This window comes from Kitasatospora sp. NPDC053057 (assembly GCF_044546945.1).
Classification (GTDB): Bacteria; Actinomycetota; Actinomycetes; order Streptomycetales; family Streptomycetaceae; genus Kitasatospora.
The window spans coordinates 80677-95995 of sequence record NZ_JBITZP010000010.1 but is presented as its reverse complement, the minus strand read 5'-3'; the positions used below and the strand labels follow the sequence as shown (position 1 = coordinate 95995).

Below are 15319 nucleotides of genomic sequence, written 5' to 3'. Positions count from 1 at the left end.
CAATCCGCGAGCTTCAGCTGTTCCGCACCGGTGCCGGCGCCGGTGCGGGCGGCACCGGGCAGGGGCCGGGGCCGGGCTCCGGGCCGTCCGGCGAGCCCCCGTCGCCGAGCGCCCGGCAGACGGCGGCGTCCAGGTCCAGCCGGCCGCCCGCCTGGTAGCAGGCCTCGTACTCCTGCTCGGTGAGCCCGGCCCGGGCCCGCTCGGCGCACCCCTGGTGGGTGCCGAAGAAGGAGCGCGAGCCCAGGAACGGATTGCCGACCGCGCGCCAGATCCGGTGCGCGGCGCCCTGGAGCACCCGGGCCTCGCACAGGTCGGCCGGCTCGCCCGGGCCGGCCGGCTCGGTCTCCAGCAGCGCCAGCAGGTCGATCCCCAGCACGATGCCGAGCAGGTCGCGGAAGTGGTGGTTCAGCCGGACGCACTCGCGGGCCAGGGCGCGGGCCGGCTGTACCGCGCCGTCCAGGTAGTGGGCGTACGCCAGCGCGTACAGCACGTAGGCGTACGCCCACTGCTCGCCGTGCTCCTCGCACACCTCGCGGGCCTGCCCGAACCAGAGCTCACCGCTGTCCAGATCGCCCTGGAACAGGTAGGCGAGGCCCAGTTCGATCATGGCCATCACCACGTTGCTGTTGAGCTCGCCGATGGTCCGGTAGTGCCAGAGCGCCTCCTCGAACAGCTCGGTGGCGCGCTCCGGGTCGTCGCCGATCAGGGCGGCGCAGCCCTGGCGGTGGACGGCGTAGGCGAGGGCCCGGTCGTCGCCGGTGTCCAGGGCCTGGCGGCGGCACTCCTCCAGGGCGGGCCGGGCGGTGCCGAGGTCGCCCTGCAGGGTGGCCATGTAGCCCGTCACCCACAGGGCCTTGGCCCGGGCCTCGGTGGGCTCGCGGGTCAGGGCGAGCGCGCGGTCCAGCCAGTGCCGGCCCTCGCCCAGGTGGCCGCAGCCGACCCAGTAGAACCAGAGGGTGCCGGCCAGCAGGAGGGCGATCTGCTCCTCGCCGGGCTCGGCGAGGCAGAACTCCAGCGCCGCGCGGAGGTTGGTGTGGGCGAGCCGGGTGCGCTCGGCGGTCTCGGGCTGCCGGGGGCCGAACCACTCGACCTCGCCCCAGGTGGCGACGCCCAGGTACCAGTCGCGGTGGCGGCGCAGCAGCCGCGGCTCCCCGCCGGCGGCGCGCAGCCAGTGGCCGCCGTACTCGCGCAGGGTGTCCAGCAGCCGGAAGCGGATGCCGAAGGTGGTCTCCTCGCGCAGCACCACGGACTTGGCGACGAGTTCGTCGAGCAGGTCGAGCACGTCCTCGGGCTCGATGCCCCCGCCGGCGCAGACGTACTCGGCGGCCTCCAGGTCGAAACTGCCGGCGAAGACCGACAGGCGGGCCCAGAGTAAACGTTCCTGCACTGTGCACAGCTCATGGCTCCAGCCGATCGTGGTGCGCAGCGTCTGGTGTCTCGGCAGGGCCGTCCGGGAGCCGCCGGTGAGCAGCCGGAAGCGGTCGTCCAGCCGGGCGGTGATCTGCTCCACCGACAGCGCCCGCAGCCGCCCGGCGGCCAGCTCCACGGCCAGCGGGATGCCGTCCAGCCGACGGCAGAGCAGGCCGACCGCCTCCGCGTTCGCCTCGGTCACCTCGAAGGACGGCACCACGGCCCTGGCCCGGTCGGCGAACAGCCGCACCGCGTCCGGCAGCGGGCCCGGGCCCACCCGCTGGGCCGGCAGCGGGCCGGCCGGCAGCGGAGCCAGCGTCAGCAGGTGCTCGCCCGAGGCCCGCAGGGCGGCGCGGCTGGTGGCCAGCACCCGCAGGCCGGGCAGCGCACGCAGCAGCGCGTCGGTCAGCTCGGCGCAGGCCTCGACCAGGTGCTCGCAGCCGTCCAGCACCAGCAGCAGGCGGCGCCCGGCCAGGTGCTCGCCCAGCACGTCCAGCGGCGGCCGGGCGGTGCCGTCGGTCAGCCGCAGGGCCTCCAGGACGGCGTGGCCGAGCAGCGGCGGGTCCTGCACCGGGGCCACCTCCACCAGCCAGGTGCCGTCCGGGAAGGCCCCGGCCGCCCGGGCCGCCGCCCGCAGCGCGAGCCGGCTCTTGCCCACCCCGCCGGGCCCGGTCACCGTCACCAGCCGGGCGCTGGCGAGCAGGCCCGCCAGCTCGGCCAGTTCCCGCTGCCGCCCGACGAAGCCGGTCACCTCGGCCGGCAGCCGGCCGGGCTCCGGCTCGCGCGGCCACGCCGCGGGCTGTGCTGTCCAGTCGCCGGCCAAGCCCTGCTCCCCGTTGTTCCGGGCCCGAACCGCAGCGGTCCGGACGTGCGTCGGGCCGTACGGCCGACGGCCCGCCTGGCAGAACGAGGTGACCGGCCGGTCGGTTACGCGCGCGGTTCGCACACCCGGACGAGGCCACGGCCGTGACCCGGTCCGGAAACCGGGCGTGGGCGCGATAGGGTTCGGTTGGAATCGGCAAGGCGAGGGAGCGCGCAAAGGTGTCCGTGGGAGAGCTGGCCGGATTGCTCGTCGCCGTGTTCTGGGCGGTCCTGGTCACCCTGCTCGCCGTCGTGCTCGTCCGCCTCTCCCGGGTGCTGAAGGAGGCCACCGTCCTGGTCTCCGCGGTCACCGAGCAGGCCGTGCCCCTGCTGATCGACGCGGGGGCCGCCGTGCGCAGCGCCAACGAGCAGCTGGACCGGGTGGACGAGATCACCGCCAACGTGCAGGACGCCGCCGCCAACGCCAAGGCGCTGTCCTCCACCGCCGCCGCCACGCTGGGCGGACCGCTGATGAAGGTCGCCGCCTTCAGCTACGGCGTCCGCAAGGCCGTCGCCAAGCAGCAGGGCGCCCTGCCGAACGTGCCGCTGCAGGCCGGCGAGCGCGACGAGCTGGCGCGGCTGATCCGGGCCGAGGTGCGCGCCGCGACCGCGCCCAGGAGCGGCCTGCTCTCCCGGGTCCGGCGAGCGGTGAGGGGCTGACGGCATGGCACGGATCTTCTGGATGGCGGTCGGCGCCGGCGCCGCCGTGTGGGCCATGAACAAGGCCAACGACGCGGTGCAGCGACTCACCCCGGACAGCCTCTCCGGCACCGCCGCGCGCGGTGCGCTGCACCTGGGCGACCTCGCCAAGCAGTTCGCCCAGGACGTGCGCTCCGGCATGGCCGAGCGCGAGGAGCAGCTGAAGGAGGACCTCGGACTGCACGGCACCGCCGTGGTCGAGCCCCGGAGCACCCTCCGCCCCCGCCCGTCCACCACCCTTCTTGGGAAACGCTCCGCGTTGCCCCCCTCACGCGAGCCACAGTACCGAGCTATCTCGGCGGCGCCCGGTCGCCCGGCCGCCGCCCTGCCTCCCTCCCGCGCCCTGCCCGACGGCGGGGGCCGCACCACCCCACAGACCATGGAAGAAACGCCCCGCCGAGCTCTGCCGCGGGGCGGAACGAACCGGAAGGACCACTAATGGAGTCGGCTGAGATCCGCCGCCGCTGGCTGCGCTTCTTCGAGGAGCGCGGCCACACCGTCGTTCCGTCGGCGTCCCTGGTCGCCGACGACCCCACCCTGCTGCTCGTCAACGCCGGCATGGTGCCGTTCAAGCCCTACTTCCTGGGCGAGGTCAAGCCGCAGTTCTCGCGCGCCACCAGCGTCCAGAAGTGCGTGCGCACCCTGGACATCGAGGAGGTCGGGAAGACCACCCGGCACGGCTCCTTCTTCCAGATGTGCGGCAACTTCTCCTTCGGTGACTACTTCAAGGAAGGAGCCATCAAGTTCGCCTGGGAGCTGCTCACCACTCCCGTCGCGGACGGCGGCTACGGCCTGGAGAAGGAGAAGCTCTGGATCACCGTCTACAAGGACGACGACGAGGCCGAGCAGATCTGGCGTGACGTCATCGGCGTGCCCTCCGAGCGCATCCAGCGCCTCGGCATGAAGGACAACTTCTGGTCGATGGGCGTGCCCGGCCCGTGCGGCCCGTGCTCGGAGATCAACTACGACCGCGGCCCCGCGTACGGCGAGGAGGGCGGCCCGGCCGTCAACGGCGAGCGCTACCTGGAGATCTGGAACCTGGTCTTCATGCAGTACGAGCGCGGCCACGGCGACGGCAAGGACGGCTTCGAGATCCTCGGCGACCTGCCGAGCAAGAACATCGACACCGGCCTCGGCCTGGAGCGCCTCGCCGCCATCCTGCAGGGCGTCGACAACCTCTTCGAGATCGACACCAGCCGGATGATCCTCGACCGCGCCGCCGAGCTCACCGGCCACGCGTACGGTGCCGACCACAAGTCGGACGTCTCGCTGCGCGTGGTCACCGACCACATCCGCACCGCGCTGATGCTGGTCGGCGACGGCGTCACCCCCGGCAACGAGGGCCGCGGCTACGTGCTGCGCCGCATCCTGCGCCGCGCCATCCGCAACATGCGGCTGCTGGGCGCCACCGAGCCGGTGGCCAAGGAGCTCATCGACGTCGCCATCAAGGCGATGGCCCCGCAGTACCCCGAGCTGGAGAGCGACCGCAAGCGCATCGAGACGGTCGTCATCGGCGAGGAGGGGGCCTTCCTGCAGACCCTCAAGGCCGGCACCAACCTGCTGGACGTCGCGGTCACCGAGACCAAGCAGGCCGGCGGCGTGGTGCTCTCCGGCGAGCAGGCGTTCAAGCTGCACGACACCTACGGCTTCCCGATCGACCTCACCCTGGAGATGGCCGAGGAGCAGGGCCTCCAGGTGGACGAGGCCGGCTTCCGCCGCCTGATGCAGGAGCAGCGGGACCGCGCCAAGGCGGACGCCAAGGCCAAGAAGATGGGCCACGCCGACGTCGCCGCGTACCGCGAGGTCGCCGACAAGTCCGGCGCGAGCGTCTTCACCGGCTACAGCCTGACCGAGGGCGAGGCCACCGTGGTCGGCCTGCTGGTGGACGGCGTTCCGGCGCCGGCCGCCTCCGAGGGCGACGAGGTCGAGCTCATCCTCGACCGCACCCCGTTCTACGCCGAGGGCGGCGGCCAGCTCGCCGACCACGGCCGGATCCGGCTGGAGGCCGGCGCGGTGGTGGAGATCCGCGACGTGCAGCAGCCCGTCCCGGGCGTCATCGTGCACTCCGGCGGCGTGCTGTTCGGCGAGGTCGTGCTCGGCGCCGCGGCGTACGCCACGATCGACACCGAGCGCCGCCGGGCGATCGCCCGCGCCCACTCGGCCACCCACCTGACCCACCAGGCGCTGCGCGACGCGCTCGGCCCGACGGCCGCCCAGGCCGGCTCCGAGAACGCCCCCGGCCGCTTCCGCTTCGACTTCGGCTCGCCCGCCGCCGTTCCGGGCAGCGTGCTGGTGGACGTCGAGCAGAAGATCAACGATGTGCTGGGCCGCGAGCTCGACGTCACCGCCGAGGTCATGACGATGGACCAGGCCCGCAAGGCCGGCGCCATCGCGATGTTCGGCGAGAAGTACGGCGACGAGGTGCGGGTCGTCTCCATCGGCGACTTCTCCAAGGAGCTGTGCGGTGGCACCCACGTCGGCAACACCGCCCAGCTGGGCCTGGTGAAGCTGCTCGGCGAGTCCTCGATCGGCTCCGGCGTGCGCCGGGTGGAGGCGCTGGTCGGCGTCGACGCGTACAAGTTCCTGGCCCGCGAGCACACCGTGGTGGCCCAGCTCACCGAGCTGGTCAAGGGCCGCCCGGAGGAGCTGCCGGAGAAGATCTCGGGCATGCTCACCAAGCTCAAGGACGCCGAGAAGGAGATCGAGCGCTTCCGCGCCGAGAAGGTGCTGGCCGCCGCGGCGGGCCTGGCCGACTCGGCCGAGGACGTGCACGGCATCGCCGTGGTCGCCGCGCAGGTCGCCGACGGCGTGGGCGCGGACGAGCTGCGCAAGCTGGTCCTGGACGTGCGCGGCCGCCTGGGCTCGCGCCCGGCCGTGGTCGCCGCGTTCACCGTGGCGGGCGGCCGCCCGCTGACCGTGATCGCCACCAACGAGGACGCCCGTGGCCGCGGCATCAAGGCCGGCGAGCTGGTCCGCACCGCGGCCAAGACCCTCGGCGGCGGCGGTGGCGGCAAGGACGACGTCGCCCAGGGCGGCGGCTCCAACCCGGCCGCCCTCGGCGAGGCCATCGCCGCGGTGCGCGGTCTGGTCGCGGAGCGCGCCTCCTGATGCTCGAAGCGGAGCCGAAGCCCTTCCGGCGTGGACGGCGGATCGCCGTCGACGTCGGCGACGCCCGGATCGGGGTCGCGTCCTGCGACCCCGACGGGGTGCTCGCCACGCCGGTGGAGACCGTCCCGGCCGGGGTGAAGTCGCAGGCCAGGATCGCCGCGATCGTCGAGGAGTACGACGCGATCGAGGTGATCGTCGGGCTGCCGCGCTCGCTCAGCGGCAAGGAGGGCCCGGCGGCGGAGAAGGTCCGGGCGTACGCGGCCAGGCTGGCCAACCGGCTCTACCCGGTGCCGGTGCGGCTGGTGGACGAGCGGATGTCGACCGTCACCGCGACCCACGGGCTGCGCGCCTCGGGGGTCAAGGCGAAGAAGGGCCGCTCGGTGGTCGACCAGGCCGCCGCGGTGGTGATCCTGCAGACCGCCCTTGAGTCCGAACGGGTGAGCGGACGCCCGCCCGGTGAGAGCGTCGAGGCGGTCGGCTGACCGGCCTGCTCTAACGTCCCGATGAGGGGTCCGTGCGGACGCGTCCGCACGGACCCCTTTTCGTTCGCTTCGGTGCCCGTTTCGTATCGGTCTGGATCGGTACGGGCCGGATCGGAGTGATTCGCAGCGATCCGGGACCGCCGAGGAGGCCGCGAGCCATGACCGACCAGGACTTCCACCCCGGGCTCACACCGGGCCACCTCGGTGCGCCGGTACTGGAGCCGGAGGGTCGTCCGCCGGGCGCGCCCCGGCCGCGCTCCGATGCGCCGGATCCGCACCGACGGCGTAACGGACTGGCCTGCGCGCTCACCGCCTTCGCGCTGATCGCGGTCTTCGGCGGGATCGGGCTCACCGGCTACACCTGGCTCCAGCGGCAGCGCAAACCCCCGGCGGCCGCCGACTACGCGGGGGAGGGCAGCGGCAGTGTCCAGGTCTCGGTGCCCGAGGGCGCGGGCCTGTCCCAGATCGCCTCCGCGCTGGTCCGCAACGGGGTGGTGGCCAGCTCGCTCGCCTTCACCCGGGCGGCGAAGGGCAGCGCGGCGGCCGCCGGGCGGATCCAGCCCGGGACGTACACGCTCAAGCAGAAGATGTCGGCCGCCGCCGCGCTGTCCATCCTGATCGACCCGGCCAACGCCAACGGCCTCACCATCCCCGAGGGCTGGCGCGGCTACCAGATCTACGCGGCGATCGACAAGAAGCTGAACCTCCCCGAGGGCACCACCCAGAAGGCCGCCAAGGAGCAGGGCGCCGAGCTGGGCCTGCCGGACTTCGCCAACGGCAGCCCGGAGGGCTACCTGTTCCCCGCCACCTACGCCGTCACCGACGGGACCACCCCGCTGGACCTGCTGAAGCAGATGGTCGACCGGGCCGGCAAGGAGTTCAGCCGGGACGACGCGAACGTCGTCGCGCAGAACCTCGGGCAGAGCCTGTACGGACTGGTCACCGTCGCCAGCATGGTCCAGGGCGAGGCCGACAACACCGAGGACATGGGCAAGGTGGCCCGGGTCATCTACAACCGGCTGGCCAAGGGGATGCCGCTGCAGCTGGACTCCACCATCAACTACGCGCTCGGCCGCTCGACCCTGAACACCACGGTCACCGACACCAAGCTGGACTCCCCGTACAACACCTACCTGCACCCGGGGCTGCCGCCGTCGCCGATCTCCAACCCGGGACGGCAGGCGATCATGGCGGCGCTGGACCCGACGCCCGGGGACTGGGTGTACTTCGTGACCGTGAAGCCGGGCGACACCCGCTTCACCGACAGCTTCGAGGTGCAGCAGCGCAACGTGGCGGAATTCAACGCCGCCCGGGCGGCCAAGCCGAGCGCCCCGGCCTCCGCCACGCCCTCCACGCCGGGTGCGGCCACCCCGTGACGGCCCCGTGAGCCACGGGTGAGGTCGCTCACTGACGGTGCGTCCGCCCGGGCGGGGGTCTGGCTGCGGTACGGTAACGTCTCCTCCCAGGCGCTGCGCTAGCACGCCGGTTCGAGAATCAGCCGGGACTGCGTCGTCCCGGACGGCCGGTCCGATCCTCCGGTCGTCACCGTCGGTTAAGGGGATCAATGACCGATCTGGGTCGGGGCTACGGCCCCCAGGGCGAGCAGCCGTGGCACCCCGGTGATCCCGGGTACGGCGGCCAGCAGCCGGTCCCCGGCCAGCAGGACGGCCAGTGGCAGCAGCAGTACCCGCAGCAGGGCCAGCTCGGCCAGCACGGTCAGCAGGGTCAGCAGCCGTACGGGGACGTGCAGCAGGGGTACGCGCAGCAGCAGATGCCCATGCAGCAGCAGGGCATGCCGCAGGAGGGATACCCGCAGGGGTACCAGCAGCAGGCCCACCTCCAGCAGATGGGGGGTCCGCTGCAGCAGGGTTTTGAGCAGGGCTACCAGCAGCAGGGCATGCCCCAGCAGGGTATGCCGCAGCAGGGCTACCCCCAGCAGCAGATGCCGATGCAGCAGGGGATGCCCCAGGGCTATCCGCAGCAGCAGATGCCCATGCAGCAGCAGGGCATGCTGCAGCAGGTCCAGCCGCAGCCCGTTCCGCAGCAGGCCCAGCCGCAGGCCGCCCCGCAGGCCCAGACGCCCGAGCCCGCCTCCGGTCCCGGTCCGGACGGGATCGACTGGGAGGCCGAGGCCGCCGCGCTGGAGTCCGGCGCCGACCCGGTCGGCGGGGCGCACGAGCCCGAGGCCGAGGAGTGGGACGGCCACCACGAGGACGGGCAGCACGGCGAGGACGGCTACCTGGAGGAGCACGCCGAGGCCGAGGAGGTCGGCTTCCTCGGTGAGCAGGACGACTCCCGCGAGGCGCAGAAGAAGCGCAAGGAGAAGGGCAAGAAGGCGGGCCGTCGCAACGGCGGTGCCTGCCTGGTGGTCGCGCTGGTGCTGGTCGGCCTGCTCGGCGGCGCCGGCTGGTGGGGCTACGGCTTCTACCAGGCCCACTTCGGCCCGCCGCCGGACTACACGGGTGACGGCACCGGTTCCATCCAGGTCGAGGTCAAGCCGGGTGCGGTCGGCGGCCAGATCGGTCTCGCGCTGAAGAACGCCGGCGTGGTCAAGAGCGTCGACGCGTTCACCAAGGCCTGCGACGCCGAGCCCAAGTGCGGCACCATCCAGCCGGGCTTCTACGAGATGAAGAAGGAGATGCCGGCCTCGGCCGCGCTCAAGGAGCTGCTCGACCAGGCGGGCGGCGCGGCCATCGTGATCCCGGAGGGCAAGAACTCCTCCGAGATCTACGCCAAGATCGACGACAAGCTGAAGCTCCAGAAGGGCACCACGGCGAACGTCGCCAAGGCCCAGGTCAACGACCTCGGCCTGCCGGCGTACGCGAACGGCAACATCGAGGGCTTCCTCTGGCCGACCCGCTACAACATCGCCGACGGCATGAAGCCCGAGGACCTGCTCAAGCAGATGGTGAAGAACGCCACCGACAAGTACGCGAACCTGGACGGCCAGGCCTCCAAGGCGGGCCTCAAGAACGGCTACGAGGTGGTCATCGAGGCGAGCATCCTGCAGCGCGAGGGCAACAACCCGGGCGACTTCGCCAAGATGGCCAGGACCATCCAGAACCGTCTGGCGAGCGACACCGTGCGCCACACGCTCGGCATGGACACCACGCTGCAGTACTCGCTGGGCCGCAAGGACCTCACGTCGAAGGACATCAACGACGGGTCCAACAAGTACAACACCTACATCAACCCGGGCCTGCCGCCGACGCCGATCTCCAACCCCGGCGACGAGGCGCTCAACGCGGTGCTCAACCCGGCGGACGGCAAGTGGCTGTACTTCATCGCGATGTCCCCGACCAACACCCTCTTCGCCGAGACGGACAAGGAGCACGCGGCCAACGTCGAGGCGTACTGCAAGGCGGCGGGCCAGGGCTTCGACAAGGTCGGCCTGCACTGCACCACCAAGTAGCCATCACCGCACCGTCGTTCACGGAGAGGCAGTGTTGACCAGCAAGCACCGGGCGGCCGTCCTCGGCTCGCCGATCGCCCACTCGCTCTCGCCCGACCTGCACCGGGCCGCCTTCGCGGCGCTCGGGCTGGACGGCTGGCGCTACGACCGCTTCGAGGTCGACGAGGCCGGCCTGCCGGGCTTCCTCGCCGGGCTGGACGAGGCCGAGTGGGCGGGGCTGTCGCTGACCATGCCGCTGAAGCGGGCGGTCATCCCGCTGCTGGACGAGGTCAGCGCGGCGGCCCGCTCGGTGGACGCGGTGAACACCGTGGTGTTCACCGCCGACGGGCGGCGCACCGGGGACAACACCGACGTCCCCGGGCTGGTCAACGCGCTGCGCGAGCGCGGCATCACCGAGGTGTCCGCCGCCGCCGTGCTGGGCGCCGGGGCCACTGCCTCGTCCGCCTTGGCGGCGCTGGCCCAGGTCTGCGCCGGCGAGGTGACGGTCTACGTGCGCAGCGCCGAGCGGGCCCGGGAGATGGCCGAGCTGGGCGAGCGGCTCGGCGTCGCGGTGCGCACCGCCGACTGGGAGCGCGGCGCCGAGGCGCTGGAGCGGCCGCTGACCGTCTCCACCACGCCGGTCGGGGCGACCGACGCCTTCGCCGGCTCGCTGACGGCGGCCCCGGGCGCGCTGTTCGACGTGCTGTACCACCCGTGGCCGACGGCCCTGGCCGCCGCCTGCGCGGAGCGCGGGGCGACCGTCCTGGGTGGCCTGGACCTGCTGGTGCACCAGGCGGTGCTGCAGAGCGAGGCCTTCACCGGGCACACGCCCGGGCCGCTGGCGGCGATGCGCGAGGCGGGGGAGAAGGCGCTCGCCAACCGCTAGGCAGGCTCCGGGCGGTCCGGTCGAGGCCAGATCGTTTCGTTGGGTGACCGGTTGCCGTCCGTCACGCGGACTGGGCCCCCGGGTGCCGCCGGGTCATGAAAGGATTCGGACGGAAGGCACGCTCGGGCGGGCCGCGGCGGTGCCGTGGGCCGGTCCGCTGATGAAGGAGCTCCGTTGGGTACGTTGCGCTGGCTGACGGCGGGGGAGTCGCACGGCCCCGCACTCGTCGCGACGCTGGAAGGCCTGCCCGCCGGTGTACCGGTCACCACCGACGTGGTGGCCGACGCGCTGGCGCGCCGCCGGCTCGGTTACGGCCGCGGGGCGCGGATGAAGTTCGAACAGGACGAGGTGACCTTCCTCGGTGGCGTCCGGCACGGCCTGACCATGGGAAGCCCGGTCGCGATCATGGTCGGCAACACCGAGTGGCCGAAGTGGGAGCAGGTCATGTCGGCCGACCCGGTCGACCCCGAGGTGCTGGCGGGCCTGGCCCGCAACGAGGCGCTGACCCGCCCCCGGCCCGGCCACGCCGACCTGGCCGGCATGCAGAAGTACTCGATCGACGAGGCCCGGCCGATCCTGGAGCGCGCCAGCGCCCGGGAGACGGCCGCCCGGGTCGCGCTGGGCGCCGTCGCCCGCGCGTACCTCAAGGAGGTGGCCGGGATCGAGATCGTCAGCCACGTCGTCGAGCTGGCCGCCGCCAAGGCGCCGGCCGGTGTGGTGCCGCTGCCCTCGGACGAGGCCCGCCTGGACGCCGATCCGGTGCGCTGCCTGGACGAGGACGCCTCGAAGGCGATGGTCGCCGAGATCGACCAGGCCCACAAGGACGGCGACACCCTCGGCGGCGTGGTCGAGGTGCTCGCGTACGGCGTGCCGGTGGGCCTCGGCTCGCACGTGCACTGGGACCGCCGGCTGGACGCCCGGCTGGCCGCCGCGCTGATGGGCATCCAGGCGATCAAGGGCGTCGAGGTCGGCGACGGCTTCGAGCTGGCCCGGGTGCCGGGGTCGAAGGCGCACGACGAGATCGTCCCGACCCCCGAGGGCGTCAAGCGCACCTCCGGCCGCTCCGGCGGCACCGAGGGCGGCCTGACCACCGGCGAGGTGCTGCGGGTGCGCGCCGCGATGAAGCCGATCGCCACCGTGCCGCGGGCGCTGCAGACCCTGGACGTGCGCACCGGCGAGCCGGCCAAGGCGCATCACCAGCGCTCGGACGTCTGCGCGGTGCCGGCCGCCGGCATCGTCGCCGAGGCGATGGTCGCGCTGGTGCTGGCCGACGCGGTGAGCGAGAAGTTCGGTGGCGACAACGTCTCCGAGACCCGCCGCAACGTGCAGGGCTACCTCGACAACCTGATCATCCGATGACATCGCCCGTTGTGGTGCTGGTCGGCCCGCCCGGCAGTGGCAAGTCCACCGTCGGGCAGGCCCTGGCCGAGCGCCTGGGCGTCGGCTTCCGGGACACCGACGCCGACATCGAGGCACTGGCCGGCAAGCCCATCCCGGAGATCTTCATCGACGAGGGCGAGCCGCACTTCCGCGAGCTGGAGGTCCGCGCCGTGCGCGCGGCCGCCGAGGGACACGGCGGAGTGCTGGCGCTCGGCGGCGGCGCGGTGATGGCCGAGGCCACCCGTGAGCTGCTGCGCGAGCTGCCGGTGGTCTTCCTGGAGGTCCCGCTCGGCGACGCGGTCAAGCGGGTCGGCCTGGACGCCCCGCGCCCGCTGCTGGCCGTCAACCCGCGGGCCCGCTGGCGCGAGCTGATGGAGGCCCGCCGCCCCCTCTACCTGGAGGTGGCCACCGCCGTCGTCGACACCGCCGACCGCACCCCCGAGCAGGTCGCGGACGCCGTACTGGAAGCACTGGAGCTGAAGACCCCCCATGACTGACACCACCGTCAGGATTCACGTCGGCGGCAGCGCCGGCCACGACCCGTACGACGTGCTGATCGGGCACCAGCTGCTCGGCGAGCTGGCGCCGCTGATCGGGCCGCGTGCCAAGCGGGTCGCGATCATCCACCCGGAGGCGCTGGCCGCCACCGCCGACGCCATCCGCGAGGACCTGGCCGGCGAGGGGTACGAGGCGTTCGCGCTCCAGGTGCCCAACGCCGAGGAGGCGAAGAGCGCCGAGGTCGCCGCGTACTGCTGGTCGGTGCTCGGGCAGACCGGGTTCACCCGCAGCGACGTCGTGGTCGGCCTCGGTGGCGGCGCCACCACCGACCTGGCCGGCTTTGTCGCCGCCACCTGGCTGCGCGGGGTGCGCTGGATCTCCATGCCCACCACGCTGCTCGGCATGGTCGACGCGGCCGTCGGCGGCAAGACCGGCATCAACATCGCCGAGGGCAAGAACATGGTCGGCGCCTTCCATCCGCCGGTGGGCGTGCTGGCCGACCTCGGCACCCTGGAGACCGTGCCCAAGCACGACTACGTCTCCGGCCTCGCCGAGGTCATCAAGTGCGGCTTCATCGCCGACCCGGCCATCCTCGACCTGATCGAGGCCGACCCGGAGGGCGCCAAGTCGCCGGCCGGCCCGCACACCGTCGAGCTGATCCGCCGGGCCATCCAGGTCAAGGCCGACGTCGTCTCCGGAGACCTCAAGGAGTCCGGCCGGCGCGAGATCCTCAACTACGGCCACACCCTGGGCCACGCCATCGAGCGCAACGAGCGCTACAAGTGGCGGCACGGCGCGGCGATCTCCATCGGCATGGTCTTCGCGGCCGAACTCGGCCGCCTGGCCGGGCGGTTGGACGACGAGACGGCCGACCGGCACCGCACCGTGCTGGCCTCGGTCGGCCTGCCGCTGACCTACCGGGCGGACGCCTGGCCGAAGCTGCTGGACGCGATGAAGATCGACAAGAAGTCGCGCGGCGACCTGATCCGCTTCATCGTCCTGGACGGCCTCGGCAAGACCTCCGTGCTGGAGGGCCCCGACCCGTCCCTGCTGGTCGCCGCCTACGCGGAGGTCTCCGCGTGACCCGGGTGATGGTGCTCAACGGCCCCAACCTCGGCCGGCTGGGCAGCCGCGAGCCGGACGTCTACGGCGCCACCTCGTACGCCGGGCTGGTCGAGCGCTGCACCGCGCTGGGCAAGGAGTTCGGCTTCGAGGTCGAGGTGCACGAGACCAACTCCGAGCAGCAGATGGTGGAGTGGCTGCACGAGGCGGCCGACGGGAAGGTGCCCGTGGTGATCAACCCGGGCGCGTTCACCCACTACTCGTACGCGATGCGGGACGCCGCGGCCCAGCGCACCGCGCCGCTGATCGAGGTGCACATCTCCAACCCGTACGCACGGGAGACCTTCCGGCACAACTCGGTGATCGCGGCGGTGGCCTCCGGGACCATCGCGGGCTTCGGGATCGGGTCGTACGAGCTGGCGCTTCGGGCGCTGGCGGAGCAGCTCACCTCGCGCTGACTGCTGGTCAGTGGCCCGGCGGCGGACTGTGCCCACCGCCGGGCCGCCGTGTAGTGTCCCCGGTGAGAGGTGTGGTCGGGAGGTGTCGTGACGCAGTACGCCGCAGGTGGGCAGGTCCCGCCGCGTCCCGCCGCTCCGCCGGTGCGGCCGGGGGGCGGTGCGGGGGCGTCCCCGTCGGGGGCTCCGGTTCCGCCGCCTTCTCCGCCGCCGACGACGGTTCGGCCTACGGCTGCTCCCACGGTGGCTCCGGGGCCCGCACCCGCCGTTGCCCCGACACCCCGGCCCGCACCCGCCGCTGCGCCGCCGCCCGCTCCGGCCGTGGCACCCGCGCCCGCCCAGGCTCCGGCCGCTGCGCCGCCGCCCGTGCCCACCGCGCCCGTACCGGCCGGCGGCACCGGGCACTTCGTGCTGCCCGCCGGCACGCCCGTCCAGCTCCCCGCCCACCCGCCGCAGCGGCACGCGCCCGCCGGGCCGATCGCCGTCCTGCTGATCGGTCCGGCCGGGGCGGGCAAGACCACCGTCGCCCGCTACTGGGCCGAGCGCCGGGCCACCCCGACCGCGCACATCAGCCTGGACGACGTCCGGGAGTGGGTGCAGTCCGGCTTCGCCAACCCGCAGTCCGGCTGGAACAACGCCTCCGAGGCCCAGTACCGGCTGGCCCGCCGCACCTGCGGCTTCGCCTGCCGCAACTACCTGGCCAACGGCATCTCCTGCATCATCGACGACGCCGTCTTCCCGGATCGCCCGGCGATCGGCCTCGGCGGCTGGAAGCGGCACATCGGGCCCGGCATGATCCCGGTCGTGCTGCTGCCCAGCCTGGACTCGGTGCTGCGCCGCAACGCCCGCCGCAGCGGCACCCGGCGGCTGGGCGACGAGGAGGTGGCGCGCATCCACGGGCGGATGGCCGGCTGGTACAACTCCGGGCTGCCGATCATCGACAACTCGTACCTGGACGTCGCCGGTACGGCCGCCGAGCTGGACCGCGTCATCCTCGCCCGGCTGATGGGGATGCCGGTCCGCTGACCAGCGGACATCCGCCCTGTCGGTGGCGGCTGCGATGATGGAGCGGTCCCGCCAGAACCAC

Annotated in this window: 13 protein-coding genes; 12 read left to right on the top strand and 1 reads right to left on the bottom strand. The window is 73.1% G+C overall.

The window, feature by feature from the left end:
* Positions 1-13: 13 nt before the first annotated feature.
* Positions 14-2233 carry an ATP-binding protein gene (locus ACIG5E_RS13880; protein WP_396533628.1) on the bottom strand — a complete coding sequence of 740 codons (2220 nt, stop codon included), beginning with the start codon at positions 2231-2233 and terminating at the stop codon, positions 14-16.
* A gap of 218 nt (positions 2234-2451) precedes the next feature.
* On the opposite strand from ACIG5E_RS13880, the gene ACIG5E_RS13875 reads away from it, so the two are divergent.
* The 12 genes from ACIG5E_RS13875 to ACIG5E_RS13820 all read left to right on the top strand — a co-directional run bounded on the left by ACIG5E_RS13875 (position 2452) and on the right by ACIG5E_RS13820 (position 15258).
* Positions 2452-2931 carry a DUF948 domain-containing protein gene (locus ACIG5E_RS13875; protein ID WP_396533627.1) on the top strand — a complete coding sequence of 160 codons (480 nt, stop codon included), beginning with the start codon at positions 2452-2454 and terminating at the stop codon, positions 2929-2931.
* Positions 2932-2935: 4 nt separating this feature from the next.
* Positions 2936-3409: a DUF6167 family protein gene (locus ACIG5E_RS13870; RefSeq protein ID WP_396533626.1), complete on the top strand. Its 474-nt coding sequence runs from the start codon at positions 2936-2938 to the stop codon at positions 3407-3409.
* Positions 3409-6078 carry an alanine--tRNA ligase gene (gene alaS / locus ACIG5E_RS13865; protein WP_396533625.1) on the top strand — a complete coding sequence of 890 codons (2670 nt, stop codon included), beginning with the start codon at positions 3409-3411 and terminating at the stop codon, positions 6076-6078. Before ACIG5E_RS13870 ends, alaS begins: the two co-directional genes overlap by 1 nt.
* Positions 6078-6560, top strand: coding sequence for a Holliday junction resolvase RuvX (ruvX, locus tag ACIG5E_RS13860; protein WP_396241089.1), 483 nt, complete (start codon positions 6078-6080; stop codon positions 6558-6560). The genes alaS and ruvX overlap by 1 nt, the downstream gene beginning before the upstream one ends.
* Positions 6561-6718: 158 nt before the next feature.
* Positions 6719-7936 carry an endolytic transglycosylase MltG gene (mltG, locus tag ACIG5E_RS13855; protein ID WP_396533624.1) on the top strand — a complete coding sequence of 406 codons (1218 nt, stop codon included), beginning with the start codon at positions 6719-6721 and terminating at the stop codon, positions 7934-7936.
* Between the two features lie 188 nt (positions 7937-8124).
* Entirely contained in the window at positions 8125-9972 is a 1848-nt protein-coding gene (gene mltG, locus ACIG5E_RS13850; protein ID WP_396533623.1) for an endolytic transglycosylase MltG, read from the top strand.
* Positions 9973-10006: 34 nt separating this feature from the next.
* Positions 10007-10837, top strand: coding sequence for a shikimate dehydrogenase (locus ACIG5E_RS13845; protein ID WP_396533622.1), 831 nt, complete (start codon positions 10007-10009; stop codon positions 10835-10837).
* Between the two features lie 174 nt (positions 10838-11011).
* Positions 11012-12196: a chorismate synthase gene (gene aroC / locus ACIG5E_RS13840; protein ID WP_396533621.1), complete on the top strand. Its 1185-nt coding sequence runs from the start codon at positions 11012-11014 to the stop codon at positions 12194-12196.
* Positions 12193-12714, top strand: a complete 522-nt coding sequence (locus ACIG5E_RS13835; protein WP_396533620.1) for a shikimate kinase — start codon at positions 12193-12195, stop codon at positions 12712-12714. Before aroC ends, ACIG5E_RS13835 begins: the two co-directional genes overlap by 4 nt.
* Positions 12707-13798 carry a 3-dehydroquinate synthase gene (gene aroB, locus ACIG5E_RS13830; RefSeq protein ID WP_396533619.1) on the top strand — a complete coding sequence of 364 codons (1092 nt, stop codon included), beginning with the start codon at positions 12707-12709 and terminating at the stop codon, positions 13796-13798. The genes ACIG5E_RS13835 and aroB overlap by 8 nt, the downstream gene beginning before the upstream one ends.
* Before the next feature lie 8 nt (positions 13799-13806).
* The gene (aroQ, locus tag ACIG5E_RS13825; protein WP_396249624.1) at positions 13807-14235 is read left to right on the top strand and encodes a type II 3-dehydroquinate dehydratase; all 429 of its coding nucleotides are present in this window, start codon (positions 13807-13809) and stop codon (positions 14233-14235) included.
* Positions 14236-14376: 141 nt separating this feature from the next.
* On the top strand, positions 14377-15258 hold the full coding sequence (locus ACIG5E_RS13820) for an AAA family ATPase (protein WP_396533715.1): 882 nt from the start codon (positions 14377-14379) through the stop codon (positions 15256-15258).
* Positions 15259-15319 lie beyond the last annotated feature (61 nt).